General features: G+C 42.3%; 20 protein-coding genes. 5 read left to right on the top strand and 15 right to left on the bottom strand.

Annotated elements, in window-relative coordinates; translation table 11 throughout:
* Window positions 1-9: 9 nt before the first annotated feature.
* The 4 genes from D0S24_RS02025 to D0S24_RS02010 form a co-directional block, all read right to left on the bottom strand.
* Window positions 10-1383, bottom strand: a complete 1374-nt coding sequence (locus D0S24_RS02025) for a GH1 family beta-glucosidase (RefSeq protein WP_117018185.1) — start codon at window positions 1381-1383, stop codon at window positions 10-12.
* 14 nt (window positions 1384-1397) lie between these two features.
* The gene (locus D0S24_RS02020; protein WP_117018184.1) at window positions 1398-2393 is read right to left on the bottom strand and encodes a glycosyltransferase family protein; all 996 of its coding nucleotides are present in this window, start codon (window positions 2391-2393) and stop codon (window positions 1398-1400) included.
* Between the two features lie 38 nt (window positions 2394-2431).
* Window positions 2432-3292 (bottom strand): UDP-2,3-diacylglucosamine diphosphatase, encoded by an 861-nt coding sequence (locus D0S24_RS02015; RefSeq protein ID WP_117018183.1) that lies wholly within the window; start codon window positions 3290-3292, stop codon window positions 2432-2434.
* Between the two features lie 348 nt (window positions 3293-3640).
* On the bottom strand, window positions 3641-5683 hold the full coding sequence (locus tag D0S24_RS02010) for a response regulator (protein ID WP_117018182.1): 2043 nt from the start codon (window positions 5681-5683) through the stop codon (window positions 3641-3643).
* Window positions 5684-6006: 323 nt separating this feature from the next.
* On the opposite strand from D0S24_RS02010, the gene D0S24_RS02005 reads away from it, so the two are divergent.
* Complete coding sequence (locus D0S24_RS02005; protein WP_117018566.1) at window positions 6007-6429, top strand: TerB family tellurite resistance protein; 423 nt, start codon at window positions 6007-6009, stop codon at window positions 6427-6429.
* A 208-nt stretch (window positions 6430-6637) separates the two neighbouring features.
* Here D0S24_RS02005 and fbp read toward each other — a convergent pair whose 3' ends face one another.
* The gene (gene fbp, locus D0S24_RS02000; RefSeq protein WP_117018181.1) at window positions 6638-7645 is read right to left on the bottom strand and encodes a class 1 fructose-bisphosphatase; all 1008 of its coding nucleotides are present in this window, start codon (window positions 7643-7645) and stop codon (window positions 6638-6640) included.
* A gap of 113 nt (window positions 7646-7758) precedes the next feature.
* Between fbp and D0S24_RS01995 the strand changes: the two genes are divergently transcribed.
* The 3 genes from D0S24_RS01995 (at window position 7759) to D0S24_RS01985 (ending at window position 11395) form a co-directional block, all read left to right on the top strand.
* Window positions 7759-8238, top strand: coding sequence for a GNAT family N-acetyltransferase (locus tag D0S24_RS01995; protein ID WP_117018180.1), 480 nt, complete (start codon window positions 7759-7761; stop codon window positions 8236-8238).
* Window positions 8235-9485, top strand: a complete 1251-nt coding sequence (locus tag D0S24_RS01990; protein ID WP_117018179.1) for an aspartate kinase — start codon at window positions 8235-8237, stop codon at window positions 9483-9485. The genes D0S24_RS01995 and D0S24_RS01990 overlap by 4 nt, the downstream gene beginning before the upstream one ends.
* An 86-nt stretch (window positions 9486-9571) precedes the next feature.
* Window positions 9572-11395, top strand: coding sequence for a lysophospholipid acyltransferase family protein (locus tag D0S24_RS01985; protein WP_117018178.1), 1824 nt, complete (start codon window positions 9572-9574; stop codon window positions 11393-11395).
* A gap of 39 nt (window positions 11396-11434) precedes the next feature.
* Here D0S24_RS01985 and D0S24_RS01980 read toward each other — a convergent pair whose 3' ends face one another.
* The 8 genes from D0S24_RS01980 to serS all read right to left on the bottom strand — a co-directional run bounded on the left by D0S24_RS01980 (window position 11435) and on the right by serS (window position 20217).
* Entirely contained in the window at window positions 11435-11926 is a 492-nt protein-coding gene (locus D0S24_RS01980; protein WP_117018177.1) for a GNAT family N-acetyltransferase, read from the bottom strand.
* 124 nt (window positions 11927-12050) lie between these two features.
* Entirely contained in the window at window positions 12051-12518 is a 468-nt protein-coding gene (locus D0S24_RS01975) for a TM2 domain-containing protein (protein WP_117018176.1), read from the bottom strand.
* A 263-nt stretch (window positions 12519-12781) separates the two neighbouring features.
* The gene (locus D0S24_RS01970) at window positions 12782-13720 is read right to left on the bottom strand and encodes a 2-hydroxyacid dehydrogenase (protein WP_117018175.1); all 939 of its coding nucleotides are present in this window, start codon (window positions 13718-13720) and stop codon (window positions 12782-12784) included.
* 220 nt (window positions 13721-13940) lie between these two features.
* Window positions 13941-15293, bottom strand: a complete 1353-nt coding sequence (gene mgtE, locus D0S24_RS01965) for a magnesium transporter (RefSeq protein WP_117018174.1) — start codon at window positions 15291-15293, stop codon at window positions 13941-13943.
* Window positions 15280-16152, bottom strand: a complete 873-nt coding sequence (gene rsmA, locus D0S24_RS01960) for a 16S rRNA (adenine(1518)-N(6)/adenine(1519)-N(6))-dimethyltransferase RsmA (protein WP_117018173.1) — start codon at window positions 16150-16152, stop codon at window positions 15280-15282. Before rsmA ends, mgtE begins: the two co-directional genes overlap by 14 nt.
* Window positions 16153-16168: 16 nt before the next feature.
* Window positions 16169-16480 (bottom strand): DUF4286 family protein, encoded by a 312-nt coding sequence (locus D0S24_RS01955; RefSeq protein WP_117018172.1) that lies wholly within the window; start codon window positions 16478-16480, stop codon window positions 16169-16171.
* Between the two features lie 87 nt (window positions 16481-16567).
* Window positions 16568-18352 (bottom strand): tetratricopeptide repeat protein, encoded by a 1785-nt coding sequence (locus D0S24_RS01950; protein ID WP_117018171.1) that lies wholly within the window; start codon window positions 18350-18352, stop codon window positions 16568-16570.
* A gap of 593 nt (window positions 18353-18945) precedes the next feature.
* Window positions 18946-20217 carry a serine--tRNA ligase gene (gene serS / locus D0S24_RS01945; RefSeq protein WP_117018170.1) on the bottom strand — a complete coding sequence of 424 codons (1272 nt, stop codon included), beginning with the start codon at window positions 20215-20217 and terminating at the stop codon, window positions 18946-18948.
* An 88-nt stretch (window positions 20218-20305) separates the two neighbouring features.
* Between serS and D0S24_RS01940 the strand changes: the two genes are divergently transcribed.
* Window positions 20306-20686, top strand: coding sequence for a VOC family protein (locus D0S24_RS01940; RefSeq protein WP_117018169.1), 381 nt, complete (start codon window positions 20306-20308; stop codon window positions 20684-20686).
* Window positions 20687-20690: 4 nt separating this feature from the next.
* Here D0S24_RS01940 and D0S24_RS01935 read toward each other — a convergent pair whose 3' ends face one another.
* Window positions 20691-22025 (bottom strand): HTTM domain-containing protein, encoded by a 1335-nt coding sequence (locus D0S24_RS01935; RefSeq protein ID WP_117018168.1) that lies wholly within the window; start codon window positions 22023-22025, stop codon window positions 20691-20693.
* Window positions 22026-22952, bottom strand: coding sequence for a bifunctional riboflavin kinase/FAD synthetase (locus tag D0S24_RS01930; RefSeq protein ID WP_117018167.1), 927 nt, complete (start codon window positions 22950-22952; stop codon window positions 22026-22028).
* Window positions 22953-22955: the final 3 nt, after the last annotated feature.

Genomic DNA, 22955 nt, shown 5'->3' with positions numbered 1-22955 from the left:
AAGGGATCTCTATAACGCTAACTTCCCAGTGTCCAGAAATTCTCTGAACCATTTTCCGGATGACTTTATAATGCGTTGCTGATTTTCAAAATCGATGTAGACTAATCCAAATCTAGGGTAATATCCTTCTGCCCATTCAAAATTATCGGTAAATGTCCACACAAAATACCCATCTACCTTTAGTCCCTCCCTTTGTGCTCTGTGCACCTCTTTCAAATACGCCTGTAGATAGGAAAGCCTTTCTTTATCATCTACCCTGCCCTTGTAGATTTCATCGGCAAAGGCAGCTCCGTTTTCGGTAATTATTATTTTTTTTATGCCCTTATAACTGTTGAATCTTTTTATCATTTTAAAAATACTGGGGGGATGGACTTCCCAGTCCATTAGGGTAGCATTCACCTTTCGCTTACTTGCCTTTACAATTTTTGCCCTTATATAGGGTACGAAATAGGAATGCTTAACTTTTTCCCGCGTATAATTTTGGACCCCAATAAAATCGAAATCAAAAACGGAGTTGTCGGCGTCCCCCGGCAATATATAGGATTGCAGTCGTTTTAATACCGGAACGATATCCCAAGGGTACCCCATTCCCAAAGAAGGTTCTATAAAGAGTCGGTTAAGCATGGCATCCGCCCTCTCAGCAGCCTTAAGGTCCCTTGGATTGTTCCTATAAGGTGATATTTGGGAACAAGAGAAGGTAGTGCCAATATTGGCATTGGACACTAAACTGCGTAAAATTCTACCACCCACAGCCTGGCACAATACGGCGTGGTGCACGGCGGGCAAAAAATTGCTTAAACCTTTCCTCCCTGGAGCGTGTACCCCTATAAAATACCCAGCACCCGTAAAGACCATAGGTTCGTTCAATACCATCCAATTCTTTACCCTATCCCCAAAATTATGGGCACAAACAGTGGCATATTCCCGAAACCATCCAAGAATTTCACGATTGGTCCATCCCCCTTTTTTTTCCAAGGCAAGGGGCAGGTCCCAGTGGTATAAGGTTACCCAAGGGGTTATACCGCATTCCAGACAAAAGTTAATGACATCATTATAAAATTGAATGCCTTTGGTGCTGACCGTTCCTGTTCCATTTGGCAGTATCCTGGACCAGGACAGGGAGAACCTAAAATGGCCAATATTCATTTTCGCCATCAGGAGGATATCCTCCTGAAACCTATGATAAAATTCGCAGGCATCATTGCCGTGCTGATTTTGATAGGTATTTCCTTTTTTTGAGGTAAAGTCGTCCCAAATGGAGGGTCCTTTACCATGTAGGTCGTGGGCACCCTCTATCTGATATGCCGCTGTAGCTACGCCCCAAATAAAATCTTTACCATAGTCATTTGCCCTTAAATTGAAATAACCTGAATTTTTCGACATAATAATTAAGATGCTTAGCCCAGAACTACCTCTTCCAGCAACTGGCCAATAATCTGTTCGGTTATATCCGGATAGTTTACCTCTATTTTTGCATCACTATCTACCCACTGTCTTAGTTTGTCCAAATGCTTGTTCTTTAGGGATTTGATTACCGGTACCCCCAATTCTTCCAATGCAGCGGAATTGCACTGTTGTTCATATTGCCCCTTCATAGGGATTACCATCAGCTTTTTGCCCAGGTACAATGCCTCCGCCGGTGTCTCAAAACCTGCGCCGCACAATATACCCTTGGCGGTGACCATACTGTTTACAAAGGCCTCATTGGTTATTGGCCTAATGCTAATATGCTTGCCATAAAATTCCACCTTATTATGTTTGGAAAAAACCTCCCAATTTATATGGGGAACCTCTGAAAGGGTTTTCAATATCCTTCCATCACTATAAGACGGTAGGTATACCGTATAATGGCTCCCCTCCCTAGCCTCCGCCGTTCTAATATCCTGTCTTATAATAGGGGTATAGATCTTATCCCCATAAGCTCTAAAATGAAGCCCGAATTGTTGGGTGGTAGGCGCATAATTCTTTAGGATAAACTTTCCCATCAAGTCATTTTTGTCCGGTTTGGGAGAATTGGGGGAAAGCACCGCCGCCTGATGGCTAAAACTTACGGAAGGTTTGTTTTTTAGCTTACAAGCCCAGGCGGAAACAGGCTCAAAATCGTTTATGACCAGATCATAATCCCCTATGGGTATACTTTTTATCTCCCGCTGCAATCTAGCTGCATTGGACTTGAGATAGGTCCTCCATAAATTAACATTTCCCTGTTTCCCAAAAATAAAACTAAGGCCTTGAAGCCGATATTTTACCGGATGGGGAATCTGAATATCTGCCTGTATTCCACTTACCAGTATATCCAATTCCAAGCCCTTTTTCTGTAGTGCCGGAATAACATCTCGAGCCCTACTTAAATGTCCATTACCAGTTCCCTGGATGGCATATAATACTTTCATTTCATTATCGTTTTAATGGGATCAAACGGATAGGAAGATCATTTGTTCCCGATGGAGGACAAAAATTGAAACTCCTTCACCAAATTTTGAAAAAGTTGGTTCTTATCCAGGATTTCCGTAGGCTCCAAAATATTTTCGTCCTCATTTATAACCGTAACATCGTCCATATAGTGGTATAATTTCCACGCTCCATAATTATATTCCAAACTGGTTAAATTCTCTATCCAATCTCCGGAATTAAGATACATGACCGAGCCTTTGGAGGTAGTTATTTCCCTCATCTCCGGCTGGTGAATATGACCGCAAACCACATAATCGTATTCATTTTCTATGGCGATATCGGCTGCAATCTGTTCAAAGTCATTAATAAATTTAACGGCCGATTTAACACTGTTCTTTATCTTCTTGGACATGGAAACCGGTCCCCTTCCTATTTTTTTGCTGCAATAATTTATGGCACTGTTCAACAAAATCAACATATCATACCCTGTGGCACCCAGCCTTGCTATCCATTTGGAATGTTGCATGGTAACATCAAAAACATCCCCATGGAACATCCAGGCCTTGCTCCCATTAATCTCCAGGACCACTTTGTTGACAATACTAAAGGAGCCCAATTTAAATCCCAGAAATTTCCTTAACATTTCATCATGGTTGCCCGCCACATAGTGTACGGGGACTCCTTCAGCTACCCATTGCATAATGATCTTTACCACCTTCATATGGGATTTTGGCCAATAGCGTTTGCTAAATTGCCATATATCGATAATATCACCATTCAAAACCACTTCCTTGGGTTTTATCGACTTTAGATATTTGCCCAATTCTTTGGCATGGCATCCGTAGGTCCCCAAATGCACATCGGACAAGACCACTAGTTCCACAGTTCTTTTTTTCATGAAGTTGTATTTGGTCGGTTTATGGGATGAAACTTGAAAAGAGGGCAAAGGGACCTGGATTCCAGATGAAAGAATAAGACCATGGAGGTCATTGAATTGAAAACAATTTTCATGTATAGAAAATCAATATAAATTCAAAGATTGACATTTCAGGTTGATAATAACCTAAATACAGCTTTAAAATTAGGTTATATGATTGTTAACAGACTGTTTTTCACGACCTCCGAAAGTCCGATTAAGAGCTGGGATTACCTAAGAATAGTAGCATATATAACGCTACATGGAGGAAACGCCTCAAATCCATGAAGAACCATAATGTCTCAGGGCAAATAACTAGGGCCAACTGTACTATAACCGAACAAGGTATTTGGATAGGTTCTGCCTAAGTTTATCAAATGTAATCGGCTTGGTAAAATAATCGTTCATCCCGACCTCCATGGCCCCTTGGATGGTTTCCTTGGTTACATCGGCCGAGAAACCGATTATAATGAGGTCCTTTTGGGTTTTTCTAATTTCCAGGGTGGCTTCAAAACCATCCATTTCCGGCATATGTATGTCCATAAAGACCAGATCGTATTGGTTTTCGGCCACTGCCGTTACGGCCTCTTTTCCATTGCCCACCCAATAAGTATTAATACCAAAGGCATCCAAGGTCTTCTTAAGAACCACTACATTTACCTTATTGTCGTCTACGATCAATACCTTAAATCCGGTCAAATCAATACTCTTGGAAATGGGCGCATTGGTTTTCGGTTGTTTCTCGGTAATAGGAAACTTGAACGAAATCTTAAATTCCGTACCCTCATTTTCCATGCTGTCTACCTCAATATGCCCCTCCAGCAGCTCTATAAGCAGATAGGTAATGTACAGGCCAAGACCACTGCCTTCGTGTCTCTTGGTTAAACCGGAATCTATTTGTGTAAACCTATCAAATATGGTTTTCAGTTTGTTTTTAGGAATTCCGATTCCGGTATCCCGAATGCCAATACTTATATTTAGGTCATTTTTGACTATGGTCTCTTCATAAGAAATGTCTATTCCGCCCTTTTCCGTAAACTTTAGGGCATTCCTTAATAGATTGGTGAGGATTTGGCCAAACTTACCTATGTCCGCAATAACATGGGATTTGGAATCCGAGACAATATCCAAATTAGCGTAAAGCCCTTTAGCTTCAATACTGGGCCTATAAATACTAATAATATTCCGCAACTCTTCCGATGGGGAAAAGATATCCTTTTTAAAGCTTATTTGGCCAGATTCTATTTTGTCTATTTCCAAAATATCGTTCACCAATAGCAGCAGTTTTTTGGAAGAAACATCCATCAAAGAAAGGTATTCCTGTAGGGAACTATCCATTTTGGATTCCTTTAGCACTTCGATAAAGCCCATAATAGCATTTAAAGGGGTCCTGATTTCATGGCTCATATTGGAAACAAACTCGGTTTTTGCCTTGGAGGCCTTTTCCGCTTTTATCCGTTCCTCCCTCAAACTTCTATTGGCTACCCGGAGCTTAATGTTCAAATCCCTAAAACGTGTATTTTCATTTCTGGAAGATTGATAAAAATAGGTCAATAAACTCATTAGCAGGGATATAAGTATCCCAAAAATTAAAATGCTGGAAGAGGACCTATTTCTTTCGGCCAATACGTTTTTATTGCGGGGCATTAAATAAAAGGTCCATACCTGTTTGTCGTCCTGGTCCACCTCATAAGACCTAACATAGACCAAATCATCGCTAAAGTCGCCGGGCGAGGGGTCATTGCGTTTATAAAAAGTAGTTCCCTTATCGTCCTTTATTTCGATGGCATAATTATCCATTCCGGCCGACAACTTATCAAATGTGGCCGTAAATTCCATGCCAGCGGTTATGGTTCCCTGAAATTTACCCCCAAAAAAAACAGGTACATCCAATAATATGGAATGGCCTCCTTGCATCATTGGTATCCAAGAGGTTAAGTTGGTCGATGTGTCCCGTACATGCCGCAACCATTCATCACGCCGTGGATGGTTTAGCAAATCCATGCCAACCACGGCCTCGTTCCCTTTCAACGGAACAATCTTCCTGATCACCAAGGAACTATCGATCCATTCAACAAACTTAAAGGATTGATCTTCTTTTAGAATAAGTTCGGCGTCCTTTTCCCAATACTCGAAATAATCCCCATTGGTCATCTCCAACCTCTTCATAAGATTCTCAAGGACAATTATACTTTTTTGGCCGGAAGACAAAAACCCCTGGGACTGGATAAGACCATTCGCCTCAATGTCCTTTTTGAGCAGTTCCCTATTGGAATCCAAAGAATTCTTCCAAAGGAAAACTACCACAATCATTAATATGGCAAAAACAGAAAGCGGGTATATTATTTCTTTCTTTGGGATCTTAAAGGACATACTTGGGGTGCTCTAAAGCGAATTATTATAATTTGTGGTTGAGATAACCAAAGATATTACAATAAATAAAAAAACAACTCTTTTTATTTATTGTAATATACAGGGGTGTTAAAACAGTTTCACGGACTGAAAACCATTGGCGAAATGCTGCCAATTACTTACCAACTTCTGTCCAATAATCATATTCGGCCATTCTTCATAGGCGGCTACCATCTTTAACCCATCCCAACATATACTCTTGCCTGCCCCAATGAAAAAATTAAAGAAATTTACAAATAAGCTTTTCTAAAAATTTATCTTTGTTTCAAATAAATATCATGAATATGTCTTATGTAGATTTATATAGTAGTGGAACGCACAGAAGAAATTTGGCACATTTCGCATCCATTGCTACCTTGGCCGCAGTGGATGGGGCCATAAATACGGAAGAAAAAAAATTATTGGACCGTTTCGCCAATAAACTGGACATTACCGATGCCGAATACCAGGAAGTAATGAAATCAGAGATCAAATATCCCATCAATCCCCCTGTAAGTTCAGAGGAACGTTTGGAAAGATTGTTCGATCTGTTCAGGATTATTTTCGTTGATCATAATATTGATGAGGAAGAGCGGACCCTAATAACCAAATACGCCATTGGCTTGGGGTATAGATCCGAAAGTGCCAATCTGATCATTAAAAGATCTATAGATATTTTTTCTGGAAAAATAGATTTTGAAGACTATTTGTACCTTTTAAAACACTAGTGTCCTGTCAACCCTACTTTAGCCATCCCAAGTCTTGTTCTTTTTCACCCGGCCTTCGTTAAAAAACAGTTCTGTAGCTAAGGCTATGCAACATTTTTTGCCTTGGCCAGACAAAAAATTACGGCGACTTAAACGACACAGTAGCATTGTCCCGACACTAGGGTCCCATTGCGATATGAATTAAAAAAGGAGCCAAAAGCTCCTTTTCCTATTTTGCGGCCTGCATAAATTCCTCGGCCTTTTCTACCATTTTTTTGCTTCCACAAAAGAAGGGCACCCTTTGGTGCAGTTCGGTGGGTTTAATATCCATTATACGGCCAAACCCATTACTGGCCTTACCCTTGGCCTGTTCGGCAATAAATGCCATGGGATTGCATTCATAGAGCAATCGCAATTTGCCCTCAGCTGCAACACTGCTTTTGGGATATAAATAAATTCCGCCCTTTATCATATTTCTATGGAAATCGGAAACCAGGGAGCCTATGTACCTTGAGGTATAGGGCCTATCCCCTTCCTCCTTTTGACAATATTTGAGGTAATCCTTTACACCTTGTGGAAAATGCACATAATTCCCTTCGTTTACAGAATAAATTTTTCCCGTTTCCGGAAACTCCATATTGGGATGGGAAAGGTAAAATGTACCCAGTGCAGGGTTTAAGGTAAATCCGTTTACCCCATCGCCAGTGGTATAGACCAACATAGTGGAAGTTCCGTAAACAATATAACCGGCAGCAATTTGCGCCCTTCCCGGCTGTAAAAAATCCTCTAGGGCAACAGGAGTGCCAATAGGGGTCACCCTCCTATAGATGGAGAAAATAGTTCCTACCGAAACGTTCACATCTATATTGGAAGACCCATCCAAGGGATCTATCAGCACAATGTACTTATTTTGGTGCCGGTTGTCACTGCTATTGATACTAATAAAATCATCTTCTTCCTCAGAGGCGATCCCGCAGACTATTTCCCTATTTATTAAGGTTTGAATAAATTTTTGGTTGGCCAGAACATCCAGTTTTTGCTGGTCCTCTCCTTGGATATTGGTATCCCCTGCCGCCCCAATAATATCTACCAGTCCTGCCTTATTTACCTCGTGGTTCACTACTTTTGCCGCCAATCTAATGGCATTGATAAGCTTGGAAAGTTCCCCTGAGGAATATGGGAAGGATGCTTGATTTTCAATGATGAACTCCCCCAGAGTGGTATTTTTTCTATGCATTGCAATGGCTTTGTTTATTTGAGCACAAATATCGGTTAATTTGTGAAACTACAACGTTTTCGTAAAAGTTTGATTTTTTAAATTTATAACTTTGTGTTTTATTTGTAACAATTATGGAGTACAGTATTCGAGACGCCGAAGCCAAGGACATGGCCCAGGTACATCAATTGATCAAAGAGCTGGCCGTTTTCGAAAAGGAGGAAAATGCGGTGGAGGTTACGGTAGCGGATTTAATACGGGATGGTTTTGGTACCAATAAATTATTCCATTGCTATGTGGCCGTGACCAATGGGAGTGTGGTAGGGCTAGCACTCTTGTACAATAGGTACTCTACTTGGAAGGGGCCTATTATACACTTGGAAGATCTGATCGTGACAGAGGCCATGAGAGGTAGCGGTCTGGGTGCGGCCTTATTGACAAAAGTAGTGGAACACGGATATCAACTCGGGGTTAAGCGCATTAGCTGGGAGGTACTGGAATGGAACGATCCTGCCATTTCATTTTACGAAAGTAAGGGTGCCAAAGTTTTACGGGATTGGAATGTTGTTCATTTGGACGAAAAAGGAATTAAAACATTTTTAAATAAGTTATGAGGGTTTTTAAATTTGGAGGAGCATCGGTGAAAGATGCAAGCAGTGTAAAAAACGTGGTTAAGGTTTTAAAGGAAGTTGGTCATGAAAATACCCTTCTGGTAGTATCCGCTATGGGAAAAACGACCAATGCCATGGAAGATGTGGTAAATGCCTATTTTAAGGATAAGTCGTTATTGCCGTCTACCGTACACGAAGTTGTTCAATATCATGACCAGATTTTGCGCGACTTGTTTCCCAACGACAAGCATCCGGTCTTTGAGCAGGTAAAAACACTTTTTGATGAAGTGCAGGGCTTTTTGGTCTGGAACAAATCCCCCAAATACGGATTTGTATATGATCAAGTAGTAGGTTATGGGGAATTGGTATCGACCACCATTCTCAGTGCCTATTTTAATGAAATTGGAATAGCCAACCAGTGGTTGGACGTGCGTACCTTGATCAAAACCAACGATGACTATCGCGATGCCATTGTAAATTGGGAAAAGACACAGAAGAACATTACTGAAAAAGTGGACAAACACAAGTTAAATATTACCCAAGGCTTTTTGGGAAGTGACGACAACAACTTTACCACTACTTTGGGCCGGGAGGGTTCCGACTATACCGCAGCCATTTTGGCCTATTGCCTAAATGCCGAAGAAGTGACCATATGGAAAGATGTCCCTGGGGTTCTGAACGCGGATCCCAGGTATTTTGAAAAAACGGAACTATTGAACAACATCTCCTATAGGGAAGCTATTGAACTTGCGTTTTATGGAGCTTCCGTTATCCACCCCAAAACCTTGCAACCCTTACAGAGAAAGGAAATACCCCTGCATGTTAAATCGTTCATAAACCCTAAGGACAAGGGGACAACAGTGGGCAAGGGCATTGGAATAGAACCTAAGGTTCCCTGTTTTATCGTAAAAAAGAACCTTGTACTTATGAAACTTTCCTCCCTGGATTTTTCTTTCATTGTTGAAGATAGTATCAGCGAACTCTTTAAATTATTGCACGATCATCAGATGAAAGTAGATCTCATCCAAAATTCCGCCATAAGTTTTTCGGTTTGCGTTGATAATAAATTTGGCAAATTGCAGGAGCTTTTAAACCTATTAAAAAGTAGGTTCAAGGTAGTGCACCAGGAGGGCGTTTCCCTGTACACCATTAGGCATTTTGATACGGAAGCCTTGACAAGTCTACAAAAAGGCAAGGAAATCCTGCTTGAACAACGGGGTAAGGAGACGGTGCAGTTGGTGGTGCAATAGAGGGGTGATTTTATTTATTGGAAAGTATATATAAGGATAGCTGTAGCGATTTTCCTATCTTAGCGGTTACCAAATTACATTAAGGCATGGGTTTAGTAACCGCAAAGGAAGTAGCTATAGCTATTCACTTGGATAAATACGGCTTTCTGGGAACGTTTATTGGATGGGTGCTTATGAAAATAACAAAAATTTCCAGCATCAACCAATTTTACGACGAACACAAGCATTTGGAAGGACAGGACTTTTTGGATGCCATTTTGGACCATTATGAAATAAAATTCGAAATTCCGGAGGAAGATTTTAAACGCTTGCCCAAACAAGGTTGCTATATCACCATTAGCAATCATCCATTAGGCGGGATAGACGGCGTACTACTATTAAAATTACTATTAAGCCATAGATCCGATTTTAAGATCATCGCCAACTTTCTGTTGAACAGGATAGCACCCATGTCCCCATATATACTTCCGGTAAATCCCTTTGAGACCCACAAGGACGCCAAGAGTAGTATATCTGGGTTTAAGAGTGCCATGAAGCATTTACAGGAAGGCCATCCCTTGGGCATTTTTCCGGCAGGGGAAGTGTCTACCTACAGGGATGGGAAATTAATTGTGGACAGGCCCTGGGAGGAGGCTGCCCTAAAACTCATACGACGGGCGGAGGTACCTGTGGTCCCTATTTACTTTCATGCCAAGAACAGCAGATTGTTTTACCGCCTATCCAAGATAAGCGATGTATTCCGTACCGCCAAACTACCTTCCGAGGTTACCTCGCAAAAGAACAGGATCATCAAGGTACGGATTGGGCAACCTATTTCCGTGCAAACACAGAACGAACAGGAAAACCTTGCTGAATTTGCCGACCTTTTAAGGCGCAAGACCTATATGCTGTCCAATGCCTATGAGAAGGAAAGACTGTTGGACCAGATTCCGACCAGCCTAAAAATCCCGAAGTCACCAAGAAAAATAGCTGCAGCCATACGCAAAGAGGTTATTCAGGAAGAGATTGAACGCCTAAGGGAAAAAGACTGTAGGCTATTGCAAAGCAAAAATTATGAGGTCTTTCTGGCCAAGGCCGCGGACATGCCCTTTATTCTAAAGGAAATAGGCAGACAGCGCGAAGTTACCTTTAGGGCCATAGGCGAAGGTACCAATAATGCCATTGATCTGGACAAGTTTGATACTTATTACCGACATCTATTCCTTTGGGACGATGAGGAGAAGGTTATTGTAGGGGCCTACCGCATGGGCATGGGGTCTGAAATATTTGAAGAACACGGAATAGATGGGTTTTACCTACAGGACCTGTTTAGGTTTGAACCGGAACTGTACGCAATGATGTCCCAATCCATAGAAATGGGCAGGGCCTACATCATTAAGGAATACCAACAAAAACCAATGCCGTTATTTCTTTTATGGAAGGGCATTGTACATACCACCCTGCGATTCCCCGACCACAAATTTTTAATTGGAGGGGTAAGCATCAGTAATCAGTTTTCCAACTTTTCCAAATCCTTGATGATAGAATTTATGAAAAGTAATTATTGGGATCCGTATGTGGCGCAATACATTAGGCCCAAAAAGGAATTTAAGGTAAAACTTAACGATGCGGACAAGGACTTTATATTTGATGAAACCGAGGCGGATCTTAACAAATTTGACAAGCTTATCGAAGAAGTGGAGCCGGGAAGTTTAAGACTGCCGGTACTTATAAAAAAATACATTAAACAAAACGCCAAGGTAGTGGCCTTTAATGTAGACCCCTTGTTCAATAACTCTGTGGATGGTCTCATGTACATTAAAATAGCCGACTTACCGGAAAGCACGGTAAAGCCTGTTATGGAAGAGTTTCAGGCCGAGCTGGAACGAAAATTGGCCGAGGGGCAACAAGATGAAGGAAATCCTGTATAGGATATTAGACCAGGCAATCGTTAAAGCGGCCGTATTGGACTAATCGATACCAATAACAACACTTCTCCTTTCAAAGAGCAGATTATCTTTCCAGACATTATCCCGTTTGCCTATGCGCTCCCTTTTACCTATAAAACGGAATCCCATTTTGAGATGCAATTCCACGCTCCCCTTATTCTCGGGGAATATTCCCGATTGCAGGGTCCATAAACCTGCTTCTTCACTGTCAACAATCAATTGCCGAATAAGCATTTTTCCCGCACCTTGACCCCTATGGTTCTGCCCTATATAAACACTTACCTCCGCCACACCCCCGTAAACACATCTGCCTGATACCGGAGAAAGTGCGGCCCAGCCCAAAATTGTTTCCCCTTTGGCGGCCACCAATCTGCCTACCTTTAGATGAGCGGCATCCCATGTTTCAAAAGTCGGGACCATTGTCTCGAAGGTCGCATAACCGGTATCCATACCTTGCTGATAAATTTGGGCCACCGCTGGCCAATCGCTATTTATCATTTTCCGAATCTCCATAAATGTTCTTTTATGGCAGGACCACTATTCAAAACCCTTGAATTATTGCCCCAATCAATCGTAATATTACGATTGATTGGGGCAAAAGAAAGTCGGACCAATATAGCCCGACTTTATATTATTCTTAGAACCAAGGTTTTTTCCCTACCTGATAGGTATTGTAGAATTCCTCATCGCTTTTGGTCAGATATATGATCCCTTCTATAAGACCAACAATTGCTGTGGCCATAACAATAAAACTACCAATTATAAAACACATGGTTGCGTATCCAATTACGGTTGCTACCAACATGATTATCCCTTCCTTTTGATAGCCCAATATAAACTTATGCACGCCCAATTGGCCAAAAAGTATAGCGAGGACCCCAACTAGAATTTTCTTGTTATCCCCTCCTGCACTTGCCAAGCCTTCCTTAAACTCGTTGGCGGTTTTCTTGGCTTCCTGTCCAAAATCCTTGGCAGCTTCCTTGGTGTCGTCCGCAAACTCCTTTGCCGATTCCTTGGTTTCGTTTACAAACTCCTGGGCAGACTCTTTGGCGCCTTTTGCAGCCTCTTCGGCCTTATCTCCCAAATCTTTATTTTCTTCTGACATGGTTGTGTTTTAGTTGATTAATAACAGTTCTAAATGTAATAATTTTTTTCTAATCAAAGAAACGCTTTGTCATGAGGTTATTACATTTCCAACCAATTGCCATCAGTATCCAAAATACAACCAAATTTACCGTAACTGTACATTGCATTTCCGCCCAATCCTGTATCCCTTTTTTCGTGATTCCCTATTTTCGGATACGCCTGCTTCCAAGTGTTAACAACAGTATCCGTAGGAACGGAATCCAAGTTTGAAGGCTATGTAGCCTAACAGAATTTTTCCTTGATCTTATCTACCACCGTCTGTGCCAATTTTACTTTGCTCTCCACTGTCCATCCCGCCACGTGCGGACTAAGGAGCACATTATCGGCATTGATCAAATAGGTAAAGGCTTCTGGCAATTCTGAACCGCTAAACATATCCTCAAAAGATTTTTTCTCGTATTCAAGAACGTCCAAACCGGCTCCGAGCACCTTGCCTTCCTTTAGAGCGGAAACAAGGTCTTCCGTAACCACACATTTCCCCCTTGCGGTATTGACGAGCCAAAGGGGATTTTTGAAATCCTTTAGGAAATCGGCATTGATCATATTTATGGTAGCTGGAGTCTGGGGCAGGTGAAGGCTGATTACTTCGGCCCTTTGTTTAAATTCCAATATCCCCACCTGTCTGGCATTCCCATCCCCTACACCACCAACAATGTCATAGCATATTACTTCCACATCAAAGCCCTTTAACTTTTTGGCAAAGGCCCTGCCCATATTTCCATACCCGATGATGCCCACTGTTTTGCCATCCAACTCTATTCCCCGATTTCCTTCCCTGTCCCATTTTCCATTTTTCACCTCTTTGTCCGCCTTGTTCAATTTATTGAAAAGGGATAGGATCATTCCTAGGGCGTGTTCCCCTACAGCATTCCTATTCCCTTCGGGAGCGGCAGCCAAAAAGATTCCCAGTTGCTTGGCATGATCGGTATCTATATTTTCCAGACCGGCACCTAGGCGCCCTATAAATTTAAGGTTGACGGCCTTATCCAAAAAGGCCTTATCCAAAGTGAACCTGCTTCTGATGATAACACCATCATAATCTGCTATTTTCTTTTCAATTTCCTCCTTGGAGGACCAATAATCTTCATCATTTTGAAACCCCAGGGCATTGAATTGCTCAATGATCAATGGATGGTTTACATCTAAATGGAGTACTTTCATAAACTAAATATTAAACGGCAAAGATACAAGACCGCCGAGCTATTGGAAACAAGAAACCGGACTATTTTCAGGTTTGCATATAAATTTGAAGATGTACTTGCACTAGGGATTGCAGCTGGCTACCATGTAGCGCGGAAAGCCCGCCGCCGCCGAAGAAGGCGGAGTGCCCCAGTATCCAGTCAAGCCTAAACCTACGGGTAATTTAAACGTTTATTGGGCACTAAATGCCCAAAATAACCTTGGCGATGGAAAAATAGATCAAAATGCCAAATATATCATTGCTGGTAGTAATGAACGGCCCCGTAGCTATGGCCGGATCTATGCCCCTTTTATGGAGAAACAGCGGTATAAAGGTCCCTATGATTCCTGCCACCACGGTTACGGTGATCAAGGAGATGGAAATGGCCAAGGAGGTAAGAAAACTGCCTTTCCAAAGCCAGGTGAAAAATAACAGTATGGATGCCAAAACGGTCCCATTGAGCAGGGCCAACAGCATTTCCTTTACAAGCCTGCCGCTAATACTCCCTTTAAGATCGTCATTGGCCAACCCCTGTACCATTATAGCGCTGGACTGCACCCCAACGTTGCCGGCCATTGCCGCTATTAGCGGAGTAAAGAAGAACAGCACTCCATAATCGCTCATCAGGGTCTCGAAGCCACCCATGATGGCCGCCGCCCCTACACCTCCCAAAAGGCCCAGAAACAACCAGGGCAGTCTTGCCCGGGTCAGATCCCATATACTATCATCTGCCTCCACATCCTGGGAAATACCGGCCGCCAATTGATAATCCTTTTCTGCTTCCTCACGGATAACATCCACAATATCGTCTATGGTTATCCGGCCTACAAGCCGTCCAATTTCATCTACCACGGGAATGGCCTCCAAATCGTATTTGGACATGATTTTGGCAACTTCCTCCGGTTTTTCATTAACGTTAACGGCATCTACCTTGGGAATATATACTTCACTGATATGGGTCTTGGTAGAGGTAGTCAGCAAATCCTTTAAGGAAAGTCGCCCCTTAAGTTTCCCTTCATCATCCACCACATATATGGAATGTACCCTGGTTACATTTTCTGCCTGGGCCCGCATTTCCTTTACACAGGTAAGCACGTTCCAATTCTCATTTACCTTTACCAGCTCCTTGGCCATAAGTCCCCCCGCCGAATTTTCATCATAGCGCAACAGGTCCACAATATGCTTGGCATGTTCCCTATCTTCCAATTCGGAAATGACCTCCTGTACCATTTCTTTGGGCAGTTCCCCTATGATATCCGCGGCATCATCGGTGTCCAGCTCGTCCAATTCCCCGGCAATTTCCTTTGCGGAAAGATTGGCAAGAATCGCCTCCCTAACATCTACATCCAGCTCCGTAAGGGTTTCCGATGTCTTTTCGCTGTCCAGAAGTTTAATTAAATAGGTGGCATGGTCCTCGTCCATTTCGTTGATGATCTCCGCCACATCCGCATAATGCACCTCGGCCAATAGCACGGACAATTGTGCGTCCTGCCGGTCGTCTATTAGCCTTTCTATTTCGGCCAAATATTCTTCGGTGAGTTTAAATGGTATCATCTGCTATCTTCTGTGTCAACGTAATAAAGTCCGCAACCCCCAATTGCTCCGGACGCAGGCCAAATATAGCATCTTCTTTGAAAACTTCGGAAAGATTGAATGTTTTTAAACTGTTACGAAGGGTTTTTCTGCGTTGGTTGAACGCAGCCTTGACCACCTGCCTGAACAGTTTTTCATCCACCCCCAGTTGAAAATTTTCCTTTCTGGTAAGTCGCAATACTCCGGACTGCACTTTAGGGGGCGGATCAAAAACTTGGGGCGAAACTGTAAATAAATATTCCGCATCGTAAAATGCCTGTACCAAAACGGAAAGTATCCCATAGGCCTTGCTCCCTTCCCTTTCACAAATCCTTTCGGCCACCTCTTTTTGGAACATGCCGGTAAATTCCGGGATCTGATCCTTAAATTCCAACATCTTAAAAACAATCTGGGTAGAAATATTATAGGGGAAATTCCCGGTAATGGCAAATTGTTCCTCTCCGAAAAGGGCCCATAGATCATACTTTAAAAAATCGGCCTCCAGCACCTTGAACCCTCCCTTGCGCTGCATTAAACTATGGTATTCCAAAGGGAAACTATGGTTAAGGTAGATAATGGATTCCTCATCCAGATCCATCACTACCAAATCGATATCCTTTTCCAATAAATATTTGGTGAGTACTCCGGTACCCGGCCCAATTTCCAAAACATTGTGATACCCATCCAACCTCAGCGTTTCCCCAATTTTTTGGGCAACGGCCTCATCTTTCAAAAAATGCTGCCCCAAATGTTTTTTTGCCTTCACCGGACTTTCCTCCTTCCAAGGCCTGTTGAACTTTTCCTTCTTGGATTGGAAGGCCTTTTTCCCCTTTTTGTTCATGGTACAGCCTAAATAATTAATGTTCGCTAATGATCGCCAACTCTGTCCTAAAGGCAACAAACTTGCCCTCAAAGCGTTCCATCACTTTTTTGCGCAGTCTTTCTGCATCTTCGTCATAATATTTTTGAAGGGTTTCTTTGGAATCGGTGGTATATTGAATAGAATAGGTAATTCCTCCCATCTGTTCCTCCACCAAAACTTGGGACATCAGGGCCTTGGTAAACTTTCCAGTTTTCAACATCTCGGGGATATGCACTTCCTTCATCCAGGACAACCACTGTACCTGGATCGATTCTTCAATATTTATGGTAACATTGTAAATATACATGCTTCGTCTTTACGTTCCCAAAAGGGAATATTTATAATGAACTCGTCTTGAGTTCAATGCATTATCCACGGATCAAGGTATAGGACCTTAATTAATACTGTCTCCCCGCAACATCCTAAAATTTCTTCTTGCCAATGGAAAAAAGTAACTGTCCTGGTAGTTATAGATAATTTTTTCGTAATAGGCCTTGGCCTTTTCAGGTTGATCCAGGATATTGCGGTATAGTTCCGCCAAGGCAAAATTGGCATCATCGGCCAAAATATCGTTGGCGTAGAATTCCACTATTTTAAGGTAGTTAAATTCCGCCTTTTCATAATCCTTTAATTCGATTAAAATTTGGGCCTGTTTTAAAAGTGCCTCGTCCTCAATTTTTTCCCCTTTATGATTTTGCAGAATCTCCTCCAACAGGTCCACCGCATCCCCCTTCTTATTCTGATAGGCCAAAAAATCGGCTCGTGCATACTTCTTTAAAGCCGTTTGGGTAGAATCTTCCAAGGAATTATCGGAGATCAACAGGCTTAATTGCATGGCATCGTTGGCTATCAATTGCGAGGTTGATCCCCTAAGAATCTTTAATTGTGTTAATGCCCAATCAAAATCCCCTTTGTAAAAACTGGTCTGCGCTACCTTAAAACGGGCATCCTGACCAAGGACATCATTTTTTAAATCTCTCTGGATCTGGGAAAAATAGATCAAAGCCTGATTAAACTGCCGATCATAGACCAGAATATCGCCCAAAGTACTTTTAATGTAGGATTTGCCGTAATTATTCAAGGGCAGCTCCAAACATTGATGCAGTATGCCAATAGCCGGTTCGGGCGTGTTCTTATGGAAGGTTAAAAATTTGGCATAGGCTATCTGTAGCTGTAAGGTCTCCATTTCGTAACCATAAACGCCCATTAGGGCCTCAAACTTCTTTTGGACCTTGTCCAATACCTTATCATCGGTATCCAGCAAATCCATTTCAATAAGATTTAACTGGGCATCCAGGGCCACTTCGGCATCTGCACTATTTTCGGTTATATAGCCAAATACTTCTTTTGCCGTATCCATATCCTGTTCTTCCATGGCCAATTTTCCCAATCCCTGCAAACGTTGCAAGGAGGTCTCCCCTCCTCTTTTGTAAATGGCCTTTTCCTGGCTGAAGGCGCTCTTAAACTGTTTTTGTTGAACAAAAAGCCAGCTCAGCAATTCGTTCCATAGGATATCCGGGCTTTTTTGTGCATTTTGGAGCAACACCTTTTTGAAAATAATGTTATTTGGGTTCTCGGCCTCCGAACTAATAAAATCGTTAATGTTCCGAAGCACATTTGCCTGGGAAGCCTTGCCTTCGCTTATTAATTTCAAGTAGGATTCGTACATCTGCCCTATATTCCCTTGCTCCCCATAGATCCTAGCTTTTTGAAAATTATAATCCAATTGGGGATTTAGCTCCATTGCCATGGAATACGCTTTTATGGCATAATCCAACAAGGCATATTTTTGAAACCTATACCCAAGGCCATAGCCAAAATTAGGGTTTTCGTTTATTTTTTGGAGGGCCAAATTGTAATATTCGTCAGCCTTTTCCGCTTGGTCCTGTAAGGTGTAATTATAACCCAGCTCAATAAACATGGTAGGGTACACATGCTGCCCTTTCACCGCCCTCAACAAAAATTCTTCAGCCTTGCCATACTGTTCCAATTGTTGGTAGCAGGCCACTAGGCCTTCACTGTAATCGGTCCTCATCGGATTTTTGGCCACCAATTTTTCATAGAAAACTACGGCCTTATCAAACGCCCCATCCTCAAAATACTGCTTCGCCAAAAAGTCTTCCTGAGAAACCAGTAGTTGGGAACAAGAAATTAGTAGTATGAAAATAAGTAGTCTCAAAGATTTTTTTTCAAAGATACACAGAATGTACAAAGTGGGTGTTAAGGCCCCAATAAAGAATTCCTGCTAATGTTAATAAAATATGGTTTACAACCTAAGTCAGGGGACTGTTCTATTCCTTCACCGTATAAAACTTTGTCTATATTGCTGATACTACCAAGGAGCACAACGCTAAGGGCCCAGGACAAAACTATGACTATCTGGGGCGATGCATTACTATGGATCAAATACAATTCCTGGGTATTTGGATATTTACGCAAATAACCGAGTTAATCCAAACAGGAAGTATAATTCGCATATCTGCATTTGAGTTTGCCCCCAGAATGAATTTTTAGGGCTGGCGACCCAATTTTGGTCATGCCCATTCCATATACGGCCTAACTATGGACTATCTATGGAGTATCTATGGAGTATCTATGGCTTATCCCCGGACAATTATTGCCGAATGATTTTAGGCCGATATAAAGATTATGTGTATCCTAAACTTTAAATTCAGCTTAGATTTAAGCCGTAACTTTTATCTCAGTTCATGACAAAATTAAATTCCACTAGATTTTCCTCAATTTTTAATGTTTCGGGTCCGTCGTCCTGCCTTAGCTTATTTTATCAAAACCGGTATAAGGGATAAGGACTTCGGGAATTTGGATACCATCCCATGTCTGATAATTTTCCAATATTCCGGCCAATACCCGTGGCAAGGCCAAGGAGCTGCCGTTTAAGGTGTGTGCCAACTGACTTTTGCCGTTTTCGTCCTTATAGCGCAGTTTTAATCTATTGGCCTGGAAGGTTTCAAAATTGGAAACCGAACTAATTTCCAACCAGCGATCCTGGGCTGTGGAGAAGACCTCAAAATCATAGGTAAGGGCAGAAGTAAAACCCAAATCCCCTCCACAAAGTCGCAAAATCCTATAAGGCAATTTTAGTTCCCTAAGGATATTCTTCACATGTGCTACCATACCATCCAAAGCTTCGTACGATTTGGCGGGATGCTCCACGCGCACTATTTCTACCTTGTCAAATTGATGCAGGCGGTTAAGTCCCCTTACATGGGCACCGTAACTCCCGGCCTCCCTCCTAAAACAAGGTGTATATGCCGTATGGGTAATGGGAAAATCGGTCTCATTTAGAATAACATCCCTAAAAATATTGGTTACCGGCACCTCGGCCGTAGGGATCAGATAAAGGTCATCCTCGCCCACGTGGTACATCTGCCCTTCCTTATCGGGCAACTGGCCCGTACCATAACCTGAAGCCTCATTTACCATATGGGGCACTTGGATTTCATGGTATCCGGCAGCCGCATTTTTATCCAAAAAGTAGGAAATAAGTGCTCTTTGCAAGCGGGCACCCTTACCCTTGTAAACCGGAAATCCGGCCCCAGCTATCTTTACCCCAAGTTCAAAATCTATAATATCATATTTCTTTGCCAGTTCCCAATGGGGAAGTGCACCTTCTTTTAGGGTAGGGATGTCCCCTTCCCTGAATACCTCTTCATTATCCTCCTCCGTGCTACCGGCAGGAACCGATTCATGGGGAACATTTGGAATTTGGTAGAGTACATTTTGAAGTTCGGTCGCAGTTGCGGTCAGGGCCTCGCCCAATTCCTTGGACTCCTCCTTTAAACTTCCGGTACGTTCCTTTAAAGCGTTGGCTTCCGCCGCCTTCCCGCTTTTATAAAGAAGGCCTATTTCCTTGGAAATACTATTGGATTCGGCAAGGGTGTTATCCAGGCGCGTCTGCAGGGACCGTCGTTTTTCATCCAAGTGAAGTACGCTTTCAATAAGTGGAAGGGCATCTAAATTACGTTTTTTTAAAGCCTCGACAATTTGATCCTTATCCTCTCGGATTACCTGTAACTGCAACATTTTTTTAATTTTTATCGTGCAAATTTAACCTAATCTTCGGATTTTCGATATAATTTTGGGTTAGATATAATTGTCAAAATTAAATTATATGGTTTTTGAACACATCGCCCTGAACGTAAAAAACATCAAGGATATTAAGGATTGGTATGTTGACCATATAGGGCTGAGGGTAGTAAGCGAACAAACGGAAGCGCCCTTCATGACTTTCTTTGCAGACTCGTCCGGACGGGTAATTTTGGAACTTTACCATAGGCCAGAGGAAGAAATGACCGATTTTAAAACGAAGCATCCCCTTACTTTTCACATGGCCTTTGTTTCCCAAGATGCCAATGCCGATAAGAGGAGGCTAATGGATAAGGGTGCTGGTTTCGTAGAGGAAATAACAAAGGAAGATGGAAGCCATTTGGTAATGCTACGGGATCCCTGGGGCATGCCCTTGCAACTTTGCCATAGGGCCGAACCGTTTTAAAAAACTATTGGGCATTCCTTATTGGGTGGGTAGGGGAAGGCAAGATCCAGGCATTATGTCCAAAATAGTTCCAGGACACGCTGCCCAGATCTATTTTGGGGTCTATAAACTCTTGGTACGGTTTTCCGTTTACGCTTAGCCTGGAATATACAAATACGGAGACATCCTCCCCCTTTTCAGCGTACTCCTGTTTTAAGCGTTGGGCAAACTGCCATATAAAATCCGGATAGCACTTCACCTTACTTTTCTGCCCCTTTGTTAAATAATCGTCCAATTTTACCGGATACGAGTTTCCGTTGCTGTGGTTTACTATTCTAAAGGAAGTAATTCCGTTGCGGCTCCTCAACATCATTCTCCAACTCAACCTATGCCCCTCCTCTGTCCATAACACATCGTCCTGTATAAAATGATGACGGATCGGCAGGGCCAGTTGGACGAAAAAATAAAGGGATAAAATTCCTAAAACCAGGGCACGTTGGGGCGGTACGAGCAGGGTATTCCCTAGGTAAGGTTCCTTTTTTTTAAAAAACAATTTCCGGATGGTTTCAGGCTCAAAGAAGAATACCGTAAACGCCAAGGACAAATAGGGAAAAATGCCTATTTGAAAAACAATGGAATTAAATAAATGAAAGAACAGGGAAGCCAAAAAAGCCCATTTTCTTGTAGGTTTCCACAGAAGGGCCGGCACAATGAGCAAATCGAACAGGATGCCCGAAACACCTACCACCCTGTGCATCATAGGCTCCTGAAGAAGCTCCCCGATAAGGGGATAGGATTTCCTATTTTTAAAGAGGATCTCTATAATGCTGAAATCCAACCAATCGCCGTACAACTTGGCCATGGCGGCATAGGTATAGACAATGAACAATTGCAATACTACCATCCATTTTAAATAGGCGGACATATGGTTGGTCCTTATGGAAGGGTTTCTCTTGGCATCCAGCGAATAATCCCTGTTCGCCGGCATAAAGGCCATTATCAGCGCAATCAACACCAGCAGGTAATAATGATTGTTGTAGGCTGTTTTTTGCATAAGGTAAACTGCGGTCCAAAGCAGGGTAAAGGCCGCTGTGGTCCATCGGTACCTATATCCCAGGGCAATACAGATCCCCAAGCTGCCCATTACAATAAAATACAGGTACATCCCTATCCCTGGCAGTGGCTGCAACCAATCGAACCCTATAAAATTAAAGGTAAACTCGGGGTCTATCAGATTTCTTTTTACCCAACCCGTGGCAATGGCCCCAAAGCATTCAAGACTTACCAAAATACCAAAAAATATCCTGAAAATTAGGAGGGGACTGTTATCGATTTGCTTAAAAAGAAACCGGTCCCACATTTACTTGGAGATTATGGCAAGGGAAGTCTCCCGGTCTTTTTTCAATTGCGCCTGTAGGCCTTCCAGGGAATTAAATTTTTTCTCATTCCTAATACGATCTATTATATCGATCTGAATTTTTTTGCCGTAAAGATCGAGATCAATATCGAAAAAATTAATTTCTATGCTTTTTATCTTGCCCTCCACCGTAGGGTTAAAACCAATATTCATCATTCCGTACACCGTATGGCCCTCCAATACACTGCTCACCACATAGACCCCGTTCTTAGGTATTAGCTTATACTCCTCTTGAATGGATAAATTGGCCGTAGGGAAGTTTAGCTTTCTGCCCAATCCCTTCCCTTTTACAATGCTCCCTGTTAGCATATAATTATATCCCAGATACATATTGGCCGTTTTAACGTCCCCCTCTTCCAAAGCCTTCCTGATTTTTGTGGAACTAACGGAAACGTCGTCCACTTCTTGGGCCGAAATTTCCTCTACCTCAAAATCCATGGCATTCCCAAATGCCATCAAATCATTTATGTTGGCATTCCTGTTCCTTCCAAACCTATGATCGTAACCAATAATTATTTTCTTGGTCTTTAGATCATTGACCAAAATATCCCTAACGAACTGTGTTGCCGTTAAGCGGGAAAATTCTTTGGTAAACGGATGTATTATCAAATAATCGATCCCTAATTCCTCCAAAATCTTGATCTTCTCGTCAATGGTATTCAAAAGCTTTATAGAGACATCTTTCTGAAGCACCATTCTAGGATGGGGAAAAAAAGTAAGTACCGTAGCTTTCAACTCCAGCACTTTGGCATTGTTTATGAGACGTTCCAATATTTTTCGGTGACCGATATGCACCCCATCAAAAGTGCCAATGGTAATGGCAGTAGGGTGCGCTTTATCGTAATTGGAAATGCTTTGAACTGTTATCACAAA

The sequence above is a fragment of the Arenibacter sp. P308M17 genome (assembly GCF_003426735.1).
Classification (GTDB): domain Bacteria; phylum Bacteroidota; class Bacteroidia; order Flavobacteriales; family Flavobacteriaceae; genus Arenibacter.
This window is presented reverse-complemented; position numbering and strand designations above follow the sequence as displayed.